The 14,275-nt window shown below is 37.1% G+C and carries 18 protein-coding genes; 4 read left to right on the forward strand and 14 right to left on the reverse strand.

Going from position 1 to position 14,275, the window contains the following annotated elements:
• The first annotated feature begins 199 nt into the window (after positions 1 to 199).
• Entirely contained in the window at positions 200 to 808 is a 609-nt protein-coding gene (gene rpsD, locus U8519_RS03295) for a 30S ribosomal protein S4 (protein ID WP_334328896.1), read from the forward strand.
• Between the two features lie 113 nt (positions 809 to 921).
• Here rpsD and U8519_RS03300 read toward each other — a convergent pair whose 3' ends face one another.
• A complete protein-coding gene (locus tag U8519_RS03300; protein WP_334328897.1) occupies positions 922 to 1,524 on the reverse strand; it encodes a DUF1054 family protein in 603 nt (200 codons plus the stop codon).
• A 103-nt stretch (positions 1,525 to 1,627) separates the two neighbouring features.
• On the opposite strand from U8519_RS03300, the gene U8519_RS03305 reads away from it, so the two are divergent.
• The 3 genes from U8519_RS03305 to U8519_RS03315 all read left to right on the forward strand — a co-directional run bounded on the left by U8519_RS03305 (position 1,628) and on the right by U8519_RS03315 (position 3,751).
• Positions 1,628 to 2,917 (forward strand): replication-associated recombination protein A, encoded by a 1,290-nt coding sequence (locus U8519_RS03305; protein WP_334328898.1) that lies wholly within the window; start codon positions 1,628 to 1,630, stop codon positions 2,915 to 2,917.
• 2 nt (positions 2,918 to 2,919) lie between these two features.
• Positions 2,920 to 3,201, forward strand: coding sequence for a hypothetical protein (locus U8519_RS03310; protein ID WP_334328899.1), 282 nt, complete (start codon positions 2,920 to 2,922; stop codon positions 3,199 to 3,201).
• A 73-nt stretch (positions 3,202 to 3,274) separates the two neighbouring features.
• Positions 3,275 to 3,751: a universal stress protein gene (locus tag U8519_RS03315; RefSeq protein WP_334328900.1), complete on the forward strand. Its 477-nt coding sequence runs from the start codon at positions 3,275 to 3,277 to the stop codon at positions 3,749 to 3,751.
• Between the two features lie 78 nt (positions 3,752 to 3,829).
• Here U8519_RS03315 and U8519_RS03320 read toward each other — a convergent pair whose 3' ends face one another.
• The 13 genes from U8519_RS03320 to atpA form a co-directional block, all read right to left on the reverse strand.
• Positions 3,830 to 4,693, reverse strand: coding sequence for a helix-turn-helix domain-containing protein (locus tag U8519_RS03320; RefSeq protein ID WP_334328901.1), 864 nt, complete (start codon positions 4,691 to 4,693; stop codon positions 3,830 to 3,832).
• 101 nt (positions 4,694 to 4,794) lie between these two features.
• Positions 4,795 to 5,088, reverse strand: a complete 294-nt coding sequence (locus tag U8519_RS03325) for a glycine cleavage system protein H (protein ID WP_334328902.1) — start codon at positions 5,086 to 5,088, stop codon at positions 4,795 to 4,797.
• 9 nt (positions 5,089 to 5,097) lie between these two features.
• Complete coding sequence (locus U8519_RS03330) at positions 5,098 to 6,300, reverse strand: FtsW/RodA/SpoVE family cell cycle protein (protein WP_334328903.1); 1,203 nt, start codon at positions 6,298 to 6,300, stop codon at positions 5,098 to 5,100.
• Between the two features lie 11 nt (positions 6,301 to 6,311).
• Complete coding sequence (locus U8519_RS03335; RefSeq protein ID WP_334328904.1) at positions 6,312 to 6,533, reverse strand: DUF2969 family protein; 222 nt, start codon at positions 6,531 to 6,533, stop codon at positions 6,312 to 6,314.
• Positions 6,534 to 6,542: 9 nt separating this feature from the next.
• The gene (gene yidD / locus U8519_RS03340; RefSeq protein ID WP_334328970.1) at positions 6,543 to 6,833 is read right to left on the reverse strand and encodes a membrane protein insertion efficiency factor YidD; all 291 of its coding nucleotides are present in this window, start codon (positions 6,831 to 6,833) and stop codon (positions 6,543 to 6,545) included.
• 5 nt (positions 6,834 to 6,838) lie between these two features.
• On the reverse strand, positions 6,839 to 7,021 hold the full coding sequence (locus U8519_RS03345) for a DNA-directed RNA polymerase subunit beta (protein WP_334328905.1): 183 nt from the start codon (positions 7,019 to 7,021) through the stop codon (positions 6,839 to 6,841).
• 8 nt (positions 7,022 to 7,029) lie between these two features.
• Entirely contained in the window at positions 7,030 to 8,019 is a 990-nt protein-coding gene (locus U8519_RS03350; RefSeq protein ID WP_334328906.1) for a rod shape-determining protein, read from the reverse strand.
• A gap of 106 nt (positions 8,020 to 8,125) precedes the next feature.
• Complete coding sequence (gene murA / locus U8519_RS03355) at positions 8,126 to 9,448, reverse strand: UDP-N-acetylglucosamine 1-carboxyvinyltransferase (protein WP_334328907.1); 1,323 nt, start codon at positions 9,446 to 9,448, stop codon at positions 8,126 to 8,128.
• Between the two features lie 29 nt (positions 9,449 to 9,477).
• Entirely contained in the window at positions 9,478 to 9,708 is a 231-nt protein-coding gene (locus U8519_RS03360; RefSeq protein ID WP_125568610.1) for a DUF1146 family protein, read from the reverse strand.
• A gap of 172 nt (positions 9,709 to 9,880) precedes the next feature.
• Positions 9,881 to 10,312, reverse strand: a complete 432-nt coding sequence (locus tag U8519_RS03365; RefSeq protein WP_334328908.1) for a F0F1 ATP synthase subunit epsilon — start codon at positions 10,310 to 10,312, stop codon at positions 9,881 to 9,883.
• Positions 10,313 to 10,327: 15 nt separating this feature from the next.
• Entirely contained in the window at positions 10,328 to 11,782 is a 1,455-nt protein-coding gene (atpD, locus tag U8519_RS03370; protein ID WP_334328909.1) for a F0F1 ATP synthase subunit beta, read from the reverse strand.
• A gap of 20 nt (positions 11,783 to 11,802) precedes the next feature.
• Complete coding sequence (locus tag U8519_RS03375) at positions 11,803 to 12,720, reverse strand: F0F1 ATP synthase subunit gamma (RefSeq protein ID WP_334328910.1); 918 nt, start codon at positions 12,718 to 12,720, stop codon at positions 11,803 to 11,805.
• Between the two features lie 17 nt (positions 12,721 to 12,737).
• Positions 12,738 to 14,264 (reverse strand): F0F1 ATP synthase subunit alpha, encoded by a 1,527-nt coding sequence (gene atpA, locus U8519_RS03380; protein WP_334328911.1) that lies wholly within the window; start codon positions 14,262 to 14,264, stop codon positions 12,738 to 12,740.
• Between the last annotated feature and the right edge of the window lie 11 nt (positions 14,265 to 14,275).

Consider the following 14,275-nt stretch of genomic DNA (forward strand, 5'->3'; position numbering starts at 1 on the left):
ACTTTGTTCGTCATTCAAGTTACACTACTCTTTGTGTAAAATATGCAGCAAAGAGCGGCAAGAACGTCAACAGTTACCGACATATTTGTTCAATTAGTAACCCACGGCTGCATGTGGTGAAACTTGTAGCGGCAACTGCACGAATGCTAAACTCTTGTTAATTATTTTACTCCATACAAAATTTTGGAGGAATTTATTTATGTCTAGATATACAGGACCTCGTTGGAAATTATCACGTCGTTTAGGAATCTCACTTTCAGGTACAGGTAAGGAAATCGCTCGTCGTAACTATGCTCCTGGTCAACATGGACCAAACAGTCGTCGTAAGATTTCAGAATACGGTCAACAATTAACAGAAAAGCAAAAGCTACGTTTCATGTATGACGTTAACGAACGTCAATTCCGTAACTTGTTCTTGCGTGCTGGTAAACTTGACGGTATCCACGGTGTTAACTTGATGGTTCTTCTTGAATCACGTCTTGACAACATGGTTTACAGATTAGGTCTTGCAAGTTCACGTCCACAAGCTCGTCAACTTGTAAACCACGGTCACATCACTGTTGATGGCAAACGTGTTGATATTCCATCATACGAAGTTCAAATTGGTCAAAAGATCAGCCTTCGTGAAAAATCAAAGGACTTATCTATTGTTAAGGCTAACCTTGAAAATGTTGTTGGACGTCCTGGTTTTGTTACATTCGACGAAAACACAATGACAGGTTCTCTAGTACGTAACCCAGAACGTGACGAACTAGAACCAAATATTGATGAATCACTAGTTGTTGAATACTACAACCAAATCCTTTAATATTTATCAAAACATTCACCTTGTGTGGATGTTTTTTTATTTCTACAAGCAAAAATCAGCACGTTATGATAATTGAGGCGGATTATCATAACGTGCTGATTTAATATAATTAATTATTTTTCTGCAACCTCGTTGTTTGCATCTACTAAAAATTTACTTAACGCAATAAATTTATTGAACAGCAATTCATCATAATTGCCATCACTTACCTGCGATGAATCTTTAGATAGATCAAAACCAATTACAAAATCACTCGATTTAATTTTTGAATATCGATCTACAGCCGCTAAATAATGGTTCGCATCATTCATTGCGGCCACTGTATGGTCATTTGAAACTAGCCACTCTTCTGATATAACTTGATCATTCCAAGACTTGATCAAAGGATAGTAATCCTGTCGTTTGCGAGCATCAGCCAATAAACTAAATGTTATGAAATAACGATCCGGCCAGAGACCTAACTCTAAGTGTGGCGTCTTTTTGTAACCACTCTTATCTAAATTTATTGCTAACCAAGTATCCGGTGGTGGATTTTTGGTTCTTCTTTGGTGTTTAGCAATTTTTAAATAAAATGTTTGTTGATAATCTTGTTCAAGTCTATCAAGTAATTTATTGCCAAATATTTCAAACTTTGGGTCTAGTTGCTTTCTGATTAAATCAAGACGACCAGACAAAGTATCATCTTTAAATACATCAAAATCACTCTTATCAAACATGATAAATTCCTTTCATTACACAATTCTAGACAATCTAAAAGTTTATCCCCTCTACTTCACTCTCTGTTGTAGAATATAATTATTGTACTATATAGGAGGACTTATGCAAAAACCACTAGCATATCGCATGCGACCGACTAGTATCGATGATATCGTCGGTCAACAACACTTGGTTGGTCCTAATAAGATCATTCGCAGAATGGTAAATGCCAAGATGCTATCGTCAATGATTCTTTACGGACCACCCGGGATCGGTAAGACTAGTATTGCCAGTGCTATTGCTGGAAGTACTAAGTACGCCTTTCGCAAGCTAAATGCAGCGACCGACAGTAAAAAAGATTTACAGATCGTTGCTGAAGAAGCAAAAATGAGCGGAACAGTTGTTTTATTATTAGACGAAATCCATCGGCTTGATAAAACAAAACAAGATTTTTTATTACCATTATTAGAAAGTGGATCAATTATTTTGATCGGTGCCACAACCGAGAATCCTTATATCAACATTAGCCCAGCTATTCGTTCTCGTGTTCAGATATTTGAATTAAAACCACTTGAACCAGATGATTTAAAAAAAGCGGTGCGTCGTGCACTTGCCGATAAAGAAAATGGTCTTGGTGAATACAACGTCAAATTGGACGACGATGCTCTAAACTTGCTGGTAAGTTCTACCAACGGTGACTTAAGAAGTATTCTCAAAGGATTGGAACTCTCAGTATTATCAACTGAGGAATTAGATGGGATCATTCACATCGACTTAAAATCAATTGAAGAATCAGTGCAAAAAAAAGCCATCTCGGCTGATAAAGATGGCGACAGTCACTATGATGTTATCTCAGCTTTTCAAAAATCAATTCGTGGAAGTGACCCAGATGCCGCATTGTTATATCTTGCTCGTCTGCTGGAAGCCGGAGAACTCACAACCGCCATTAGGAGGCTCTTAGTTTGTGCTTATGAAGATATTGGTCTAGCTAACCCTCAAGCTTGTCAAAGAGCCGTACAGGCCGCACAAGTGGCACAAATGGTTGGTTTACCCGAAGCACGGATTCCGTTAGCTGATGCTGTGATCGACTTATGTCTGTGTCCTAAATCCAATTCAGGAATGGTCGCAATCGATGCCGCCTTGAAAGATGTTCGTAGTGGCAAAGCTGCATCAGTTCCAGATGACTTGAAAGATGCTCATTATTCGGGAGCCAAGAAACTCGGACACGGCGTTGGATATAAATTTCCACACGACTATCCTAATGCTTGGGTCTATCAACAATACCTACCAGACAAGCTAGTCAATGAAATTTTTTATCGGCCAAATACAACTGGTAAATATGAACAAGCATTAAAAATGCGCCTTGAACAATTAAATAATCTGAAAAATAAAGCTAAACGGAGTGAACATTAATAATGGTAATTAAAATTTTAATGCTAATATTTATTATTTTCTTATTAGCACTAGCATATAATTTGTGGAGTCATCGTAACGGTAAATTCTTGATCTACTCACCAGATGAAAACTTAACACTGAAAAGTATGATGATCATTACATCGGTCTTATTAGTATTGATTTCTATCGCAGGAATAATCATCATGATAGTTGGCAGTAAAGAAGCCAATTTTATTACTTTAATTCTAGGAAGTGTAGTTGCTGCTGGTTTCTCAATTTATTTGGCAAATATTCGCAGATGACTGTATTTATCAGCCTCAATCAACTAAAATAAGGTTGTAAGCAAGTTATATAATTAATCAATGAGGTGATAATATGTTACAACAATACAAAAACATTCTCGTACCAATTGACGGATCGTTCGAAGCAGAACTAGCTTTCAAAAAGGCTGTGGAAGTTGCTAAAAGAAATAATGCCGCAGTACATCTACTACATGTAATTGATACACGTGCTTTCCAAAATGTATCAAGTTTTGATTCAACAATGGTTGAACAAATAACAGAAAAAGCTAAAGAAACAGTAAAGAGTTATGTACAAACTGCCAAAGATGCTGGATTGACAGACATCGATTACAGCATTGAATACGGTGCCCCAAAAGCAATCATTGCTACTGACTTCCCTAAGAAGTTAGGCGTTGACTTAATCATGATCGGTGCAACTGGTCTTAACGCAATGGAAAGATTGTTGATCGGTTCAGTTACTGAATACGTAACAAGAACTGCTGCATGTGATGTTCTTGTAGTAAGAACTGATCTAGATAACAAATCTATTCAAAAACCAAGCAAAAAATAAAAAAATTATTAAAAAAAAGTGAGTTGATTTTAATTAATCAACCCACTTTTTTTATTTGAAATTAATAATTTTTAATTACTATTTATTAAAAATACTTAGATTCATATTATCAATTTTTGACTTTAATTTATCAAAAATATTCTTATTGTCATTTATGCTAGAAATTACATAAGCTTTGATGTAGTCTTCATCGGACTTTTGACCTTCGCGTGTACCTGCTTCAGCCATAGAGCAGTACATTGTATCAAGCTTAAACAATGATTGCTCCTTCTTAGCAATGTAAATTCCTTCGTTAGCATAATCGATGGCTTTTTGATTGTCGTCTAAGTCTAAGGACAATTTTGACATATTAGCATAAATCAAGATACTGTCATGATAATTATCCTCACTGATCTTCTCAGCACTAGATTGAATAAGATCCTTAGCTTGTCCATAGTACACCTTGGCTTCATCTAAGGACTTTTTGTTAACATATGCTTTTGCAGTATAAACATCGATCAAAATGTCGTACATGTCGATATTTGCAATATTAACGTTCATCGCACGGTTAAAGTCAAAGATTGCTTTGTCATAATTTTCGTTAATTTCATATTCGACTAACCCATTGAAGAAATGAATTAACTTAATCTCTTGTTTATTGTTAACATTAATATCATTTAATTTATCTAGTTTATCACTGATACCTTGATAATCATCTTTATAAAATGAATTTTTAATATCAGAAATAATAGAATAAATTTGACTATCATCGTTAACAATTACGAGGTTCATTGTGATACCCAGTCTTTCACAAATGCGAACCAAGATCTCCATGCTAGGAATTTTGTCTTTTTTCTCAATAAGACTTACAGTTGCTTGAGTACAAATACCATCGGCAAGCTCAGATTGAGAAATACCTCTGAGCTTTCTATAGTGGCGAATTTTTTCACCTAAAATTTTCATTTGAATTATCCCCATTCATTTATTAATTTCAGGATAATTTAAACAGTTCTTAAAAAAACATGCAAGAAATAAGCAACAATAAAACTATAAGTTTTAAATATTTAATTATTTACTTCAAAAAGCCAAGCATCTTTCTCAGAACCATTTAATAATTCTGGATTATCAGTTAATTTATCATTAACCATAACTATTGTACCCGAAACTGGTGATTCAAACTCAATAACAGCCTTCTGAGCTTCCACTTCACCGGTCGAATCTCCCACTTTGATCTCACGACCAACTACTGGAAGGTCAATAAACTTAACCTTTCCAAGGGCTTCTTGACCTGCTGCAGTCAAACCTATACGTGTTGTATTCTCACCTTTTTTAACCCATAAATACTTATCTGTTGCCATGAAAAAAACCTACCTTTGTTTAAATGTACCGTTTTCGAACATATAACTCTTATGATGGTATCTCATTGACATAATCAATCCTATACCAATCATATTTCCAAGAAGTGCCGAACCACCTTGCGAAATAAATGGCAGTGGAATACCGGTCAACGGCAATAAACCAACACTCATACCAATATTTTCAAAGACGTGGAACAAGATCATCATAATAACACCAGTGGAAACATAAGCATAAAACTCATTCTTAGTATCAAAAGTTACTTGAATCATTTGATAAATTAATAAGAAATATAAAAATATCAATACACATGAACCAACAAAACCAAAATTCTCACCGATAACTGAGAAAATCATATCTGATTCACGAACTGGAACGTAAACATTTGATACATTAAAACCTTTACCAAATAGCTGTCCAGAACCAATAGCCTTCATATTCTGCCAAATCTGATATCCATTTTCAGAAGTATCTTGAGATGGATTCAACCAGCTATCAATACGAGCAAACTGATAACTTCTAAAACCGGCATGCGTCAAAATTGAACGACCCCAATCAGTCGTCGCAAACATCAACGCCGTACCACCGATGACAGCTACTATTAAGAAGGCTGTCAAGATTATTCGCCAATCAATACCTGATACTAGAACCATTCCGCCAAGGATAGCGACGAAAACCAACAATGTACCCAAATCATTTTGTAATTTAAGTAATACAATGACTGGTGCTGTCCACAAAAGCATTTTTCCAAGTAGTAAAAAGTCCGTTCTCAAAGTGTGTACTTGATACTCACTATTATGATTAGTTATAACCTTACCCATCATTAAGATGAAGGCCGGCTTCATTACTTCAGATGGCTGGAAAGTAAATGATCCAACTGCAAACCAACTCTTAGCACCAGTGGTTGCCGCATATGACCTACTGTAAAATATCAGGACCAGCACTAATAGCGCCAACCCACCGTAGTACGCATAATTTGCCACTTGCCAAAGTTGTTCTGCATCAAACTGCATAATGACAGCAATGATAATTGCTCCAATTACATACCAAGCTACTTGCGATATAACATTTCGCATTGGATTCTGTGAATCTTGGATAGTCGCAACGTAAATAGACATTAAGCCAATTAAGGCTAACATCATTACGGAAAAAATTATTCCGTAATCGATTCTTGAATCCGAATCATTTTCTTTCTTACTATTTCTAATTTGCATTTTTACACCTATTAATGATTATGTAGATTATACTGCATTAACAATTCATTTATAGCATCGTCCAACTTAACTGATTTGAAAGGAGTATCCGTACTCTCTACAAATGAAAGATAACGATCTCCTTCTTTAGTAATAGTACCAATATACTTCTTACCGTCCCAGAGTTCATACTTCTCTGGATCATCACTGATATCTTTTAAGTTGATTTCAACTGCTTTTTTTGATTTTGACATTAAATCTTCCTATTCTTTATTGTGAAATTTCTGAGCAATAATTTCATCCTCGTAATCTTCAGGATGAGGATTTCGAAAGATGGTGAAATTATCCGGAACAGGATCAACACCACCACGAACAAATGGATTACAACGTAAAATACGAGCAATCCCCATAATAAAACCTAAAATAGCACCATGCTTCTTTACTGCATCAATAAAATATGTCGAACAAGTTGGATAATACCGACAACTTGGTGGCAATACTGGTGAAATAAACTTTTGATAGATACGGACGAGTCCAATTAATATTTTTTTCATCATAACTATCTCAAGAAATCAAACATGTGCATCCAGGTACCGGGCCATAGGACCGCTAAGGGATTAGAACCACCCAAAGCAGAACCTATCAACATACCTAAGACTAGAAAAATAAGCATAAGTAACAAAACCCATCCAATTTTTTTAAAAATACCTTGACGATATTCTTTACCAAAGTCTCGTTTCATTTTTCACCTTAATATTTCTTATGTTTTTCTATATTATCTAACAAAATTCCTGTTCCTAAAGCAACTGAATCCAATGGACTTTCAGTCATCAAAACTGGTACTTGTAGCTTTTCAGCTAAAAGCTTGTCAAGGTTCTTTAGTAAAGCTCCACCACCAGTCAACATAATTCCGCGATCGATTATATCGGCTGATAATTCAGGAGGAGTTTGCTCCAAGACGCCCTTAGCTGCTTCGATAATTTGAGTAACACCATCACTTAGTGCGCTCTCTACTTCTTTTTCGTTGATCGTGATTTCCTTAGGTAATCCGGAAACAATATCAATACCACTGGCTGAGAATGTCACACTCTCATCAGCATCCATTGCACAACCAATTTCGATTTTGATCTGTTCTGACGTTCTCTCACCAATTATCAAGCCATGATGTTGCTTTACAAAGGCTTGAATGGCACTGGTCATCTTATCACCAGCAAATCTCAATGAACGGCTTGTAACGACGTCTCCCATTGATAGAACGGCAATATCACTAGTACCACCACCGATATCAATAACCATATTACCTTGTGGTTTAAAGATATCTAGTCCAGCACCAACCGCTGCAACTTTTGGTTCAAGTTGTAAATAAACCTTACCGCCACCTGCTTGTTCAGCAGCTTCGATAATGGCTTTTTGTTCAACTGGAGTAACGTTTGTAGGAGCACAAATCATAATTGTAGGCTTCGAAAAACGTCCTCCGACATTCAACTTATCAATAAAATATTGAAGCATTTTTTCTGTTATATTAAAGTCTGCAATAACACCATCCTTGAGTGGACGTACTGCTTTGATATTAGCTGGTGTTCTACCAACCATCATGTAAGCATCTTTACCCACTGCAACGACATCATCATTCTTGGTATTAATTGCGACTACAGAAGGTTCGTTCAAAACGATTCCTTCTCCTTTTACATCTATAAGTACATTCGCTGTACCCAAATCAATTCCTAGATATTTTGCCATGCTGTATCCTCCAAAATCTAAACACAAAAAGTATATCATAAACCGACGTATCATATTAATTTATCAATAAAAAAAGAAAGTGGAGAACCACTTTCTTAAGTTAATTTTAAGCCAACTTAGTAACACTAGATACTGTATTCAATACTAGACTTTCTCGACCACTCTCGTCAATCGATACACGTCTAACATTTGCACCTAATTCTCTTAACTTCTCAGTAAAACGGTAATATCCACGATCTAAATATTGAAGATTTGAAACTCTAGTCTCACCTTCAGCAACTAATCCTGCCAAAACTAACGCTGCAGCTGCACGCAAATCAGTAGCCGCTACGTTAGCGCCTGATAATTGAGCAGGTCCAAACATTATTACAGAATTACCCTCAATCTTGTAGTCAGCCTTCATCTTTCCGAATTCTGGGAAATGCATAAAACGATTCTCAAACACTGTCTCCGTCATAACGGTGGTACCAACACTGAGCAACTGTGCCAAAGTCATTTGTGCTTGCATATCAGTTGGGAAACCTGGATGTGGTAATGTCTTCACATCTACTGGTTTCAATTGATTAGTACCAATAACTCTGATACCTTCATCGGATTCTTCAATGGTTACACCCATTTCTTCCAATTTAGAAATCAATGGTTTGTTGTGCATTGCCACTGCATCCTTAACTAGGATGTTACCGTTCGTAACGGCGGCTGCTACCATAAATGTGCCTGCTTCAATACGATCTTGCATGATCATATGCTCGCAGCCATGCATCTTTTCTACACCGGTAATACGGATAGTATTAGTACCAGCTCCACTAACTTCAGCACCCATCTTGTTCAAGACATTTGCTAAATCAACGATCTCTGGTTCACGAGCAACATTATCGATCACCGTTACACCATCAGCCAATGAAGCAGCCATCATGATGTTCTGAGTAGCACCTACACTTGGGAAGTCCAAGTAGATGTTAGCTCCATGTAAACCATCTGTCTTAGCATCGATGTAGCCACCGTTTTGTGTGAACTCAGCACCCATTGCTTCCAATCCCTTGATATGCAAATCAATAGGTCTAGAACCGATTGCGCAGCCACCAGGCATCGCTACATGAGCTTCTTTACTACGAGCCAATAGAGGTCCTAATACGACGATAGAAGCACGCATCTTATCAACTAATTCCTCTGGTGCAGTTGTAGAAATTCCATTAGAAGTATCAACAGTTAAAATTTCGTCATTTTCATCAAATGTTACTTGAGCATTTAAGGCTCTGAGCACTTTTGCCATCGTTGTAACGTCTGATAACGGAGGGATATTTGATAAGGAAGTCTTCCCTTCAGAAGCCAACAATGTTGACGCTAAAATCGGTAGCGCAGCATTTTTAGCCCCTTCAATTCTTACTGTTCCCTTTAATTGACTAGGTCCATTTACGATTATTTGTTGCACAATATTCTCCTCCAAAACGTTGGAATCATTTAAAAAAGTAAGGTTAGGTTTTGTGAAACACTGATAATGTTCAAAAAGAATGAACTTACAGTATACCCTAGAGCGATTGAAACAAACGCTACAAGTAATTGTAACATTCTAGGGTTAGATTTGTTATAAATTTTTCGCCAATCTACAACTTGTAAAGCGTTGAAGCTGATCCAAATGAATACTACATGGCTAACCAGCGTAATTATCGCATTTATTCCTAAACTTGTCATTAATAAAACCTCACTTTTTTCAATCGTAACACTTGTAATTTGAATTTAATTTGTTCTTTAAGATTACTTTAAAATATTATCAAATAATTTGACAAATTAAAATTTTATTTTTTTAAGAAAGCAAAAAAAGACTAGTCAATCTGCAAAATTCTGATTGATTAGTCTTATTGATTTATTTATGCGAACTTACATTAATTCTATTCATAGCTTTGCGCAAAGAAACTTGAGCACGTGCTAAATCATCCACATTATGTTTCTCTTCGGCAGTCTTAATCGTTGCCTCAGCCTTTTGTTTTTGATATTGAGCACGTCTTAAATCGATATCTCTAGCTCTTTCAGCACTATTAGCCACGATAGAAACTAGATCATTGCTGAACTCCAAGAATCCGCCGTTAACAGCGATGGCATCTTCATGATGCGGATCATCGGTACGCTTTACACGAACCTCAGAAATCTTAATAGGTGCGATAATTGGTTCATGGCTAGCCATAATACCAATATCCCCATCAAGTGCATTCACAATAACTAGATTGCCATGATGGTCATATACAACGCCATCAGGAGTAACAATATTGACCGTCACAATATGATTTGGATCAGCCATATTATCCCCTCCTTATTAGTTAGCGACTGCCTCAGCAGCGTTATCATCATTTTGTTCGTCTGCAGGTGTCCAGCCCATATCTTTGGCCTTTTCGATTACGTCATCAATACCACCAACACCGTTGAAAGCATCTTCTGGAACGTCATCATACTTACCATCAAGAATGGCCTTAAAGTCCTTAACTGTTTCTTCAACAGGAACATAAGAACCTGGTCTACCTGTAAATTGTTCCGCAACACTGAAGTTTTGTGATAAGAAGAATTGAATACGTCTTGCACGAGCAACGACAGTCTTCTCCTCATCAGACAATTCGTCCATACCAAGAATTGAGATAATATCTTGCAATTCACGGTATCTTTGAAGAACTTGTTGAACAGTTGTAGCAACTTTATAGTGCTCTTCACCAACAATAGATGGATCAAGAGCAGAAGATGAAGAAGCTAGCGGATCAACAGCTGGATAAATACCTTGTTCAGTTAACTTACGTTCCAAGTTGGTTGTAGCATCCAAATGGGCGAAAGTTGTAGCTGGAGCAGGGTCAGTATAATCATCAGCAGGAACATAAACGGCTTGAATTGAAGTGATTGAACCCTTCTTAGTAGAAGTGATTCTTTCTTGCAATTGACCCATTTCTGTAGCCAATGTTGGTTGATAACCAACGGCTGAAGGCATACGACCTAGTAGGGCTGAAACTTCAGAACCAGCCTGTGTAAATCTAAAGATGTTATCGATGAACAATAGAACATCTTGTCCTTCAACATCACGGAAGTACTCAGCAATTGTCAAACCTGTTAAGGCAACACGCATACGAGCACCAGGTGATTCGTTCATTTGACCATAAACCATGGCTGTCTTTTCAAGAACACCAGATTCCTTCATTTCATAATAAAGGTCATTACCTTCACGTGTTCTTTCACCAACACCAGTAAATACTGAAATACCACCATGCTCTTCAGCAATATTGTGGATCAACTCTTGGATAAGAACGGTCTTACCAACACCGGCACCACCGAACAATCCAACTTTACCACCACGAACGTATGGTTCAAGAAGATCGATAACTTTGATACCTGTTTCAAGAATTTCTGTTGATGTATTTAATTCATCATATGCAGGTGCGTTACGGTGAATACTATCTCTTCTGAAATCAGCAGGGAATTCCTTGCCTCCATCAATTGTTTCACCTAAGACGTTAAACACACGACCTAATGTTTCTTTTCCGACAGGAACAGAAATAGATGCGCCTGTATTAACAACCTCAGCACCTCTTTGAAGTCCATCAGTAGAACTCATGGAAATAGCACGTAAGGCGCCATCACCTAATTCTAGAGCAACTTCTAGGGTAATACTTGATCCATCGTTTTTCTTAATAACTAAAGCATCATTAAGTTCTGGAAGGTCTCCGTCTAAAGGAAACTCAACGTCAACAACTGGACCGATTACCTGAATAACTTTACCTTTGCTACTCATTTATTTGGCTCCTTTCTAAACTATTCTAGTGCAGCAGCACCGCCGACAATTTCAGTGATCTCTGTAGTAATTTGAGCTTGACGAGCACGGTTGTAATGTAATGAAAGATCTGAGATCAATTCATCCGCATTATCAGTAGCACTCTTCATGGCTGTAACAGAAGCAGCGTGTTCCGCTGTCTTTGCATCCATCATTGCTCCGAAAATTAAAGATTCAATATATTGAGGTACAATCGCAGACAAGACCGCTTCAGGACTTGGATCTGTAATATACTCACTAGCAATATGCTCTTCTTCATGAGTTGAATCCTTAGCTTGTTCAAGAGGTAGTAACTTATCGTTAGTAAATCTTGAAACTAAAGAGTTAACGTGATGATTGTGACAGATGTAAATTTCATCAAATGTACCTGCTTGGTACAATTGTAAAATCGTCTTTACAATTGGAGTTACATCCTTAACTGTAGGGACATCTGGTAAACCACGATATTCATAAGAAATATCGATTCCACGTCCTTTGAAGAATTCAGTACCAGTAGCACCTAGTGAAATAACAGTAAATTTACTTGTGTCATTATGATATTTAGTACGGAAAATATCCATCATGGCTTTCAAGATATTACTATTATATCCACCAACTAAACCACGGTCACTAGTTAAAACAACATAAGCTGTTTTCTTTACCTCACGCACTTTAAGAAGATTATTCAAACTCCATGGATCAGAAGAATTTTCTGTTACTGGAATTTCTTTGAACAAGTTCCCCATTGTTAAATGGCGAATAATGTCTTCAACTTTTTTTGCGTACAATTGATAAGCAATAGATTTCTTTTCGATACGAGAGAGTTTAGCACCAGAAACCATTTGCATGGCTCTTGTTATTTGACCGGTTTTCTTAGTAGAAGAAATTCTTCTTTTTATATCCATAAGTGACTCAGCCATAATTTAAACCTCCTGTATTATTTATCTTGCTTTTCAGATTTTGAAGCTAAGAAGTTTTCAGTGAATTCTTTTACACCGGCATTCATCTTATCTTCATCAGGTAATGTACCTTTTTCTTTGATTTCTGTTAAGAGATCAGCATGATTTGCGTCGAAAAATTCAGAAAGTGAAGCTTCATATTCTTGAAGATCATCAACTGCAACTTTATCAAGGAAGCCTCTTGTCAAAGCAAACAAGATCAAAACTTGTTTTTCAACAGGCATTGGAGCGTGTACAGGTTGTTTTAGAACTTCAACTGTACGGCTACCACGATCTAGCTTAGCCTTTGTAGCTTCATCAAGGTCAGAACCAAATTGAGCAAATGATTCTAGCTCACGGTATGATGAAAGGTCTAGACGTAATGTACCAGCAACTTTCTTCATGGCCTTGATCTGTGCATCACCACCAACACGAGAAACAGATTCACCAGCGTTGATAGCTGGACGAGTACCTGAATAGAACAAATCACTACTCAAGAAGATCTGTCCATCAGTGATGGAAATAACGTTTGTTGGGATATATGCGGAGATATCACCGGCTTGTGTTTCAACGATTGGTAAGGCAGTCATTGAACCACCACCAAGATCGTCACTCAACTTAGCAGCACGTTCTAGTAAACGTGAGTGCAAGTAGAAAACATCACCAGGATATGCTTCACGCCCAGGTGGTCTACGGAGCAATAGTGACACTTCACGATAGGCATTAGCTTGTTTACTTAAATCATCATATACGATAAGAACGTGCTTACCATTATACATGAAGTATTCACCCATAGCTGCTCCAGCATATGGGGCAAAGTACAACATAGGAGCAGGTTGACTAGGTCCAGCTTCGACAACAATAGTGTAATCCATTGCGCCGTTCTTTCTTAGTGTTTCAACTTGACTTCTAATTGTTGATTCCTTTTGACCAATTGCGACATAAACACAAATCATATCTTGGTCTTTTTGATTGATAATTGTATCAATAGCGATTGAAGTTTTACCAGTCTTACGGTCACCGATAATCAATTCACGTTGACCACGACCGATAGGTACAAGTGCATCAACAGCCTTCAAACCTGTTTGTAATGGTTCAAAAACTGATTTACGTTGCATAACACCTGGTGCAGGTGATTCAATAGGTCTTGTTTTATCTGTCTTAATGTCACCTAAACCGTCAACAGGTTGACCCAAAGAATTAACGACACGTCCAATCAATGATTCACCAACTGGAACTTCCATGATACGACCAGTTCTTTTAACTGTATCGCCTTCACGAATTTGATCGTAATTTCCTAAAATGATGATACCAACATCATCACTTTCAAGGTTTTGAGCTACACCATATGTACCGTCTTGGAATTCAAGTAACTCAGATGCCATAGCATTTTCAAGGCCATTAGCACGAGCGATACCATCACCGACGTATGTAACTGTACCTACTTCATCAACTGAGAGTTCATTTTTATAGTTCTTCAACTGTTCTTTGATCAGTGAACTAATCTCTTCAGTTTTGATGCTCATTCTTTTCACCT

Source organism: Companilactobacillus sp. HBUAS59699 (assembly GCF_036913575.1).
Taxonomy (GTDB): domain Bacteria; phylum Bacillota; class Bacilli; order Lactobacillales; family Lactobacillaceae; genus Companilactobacillus.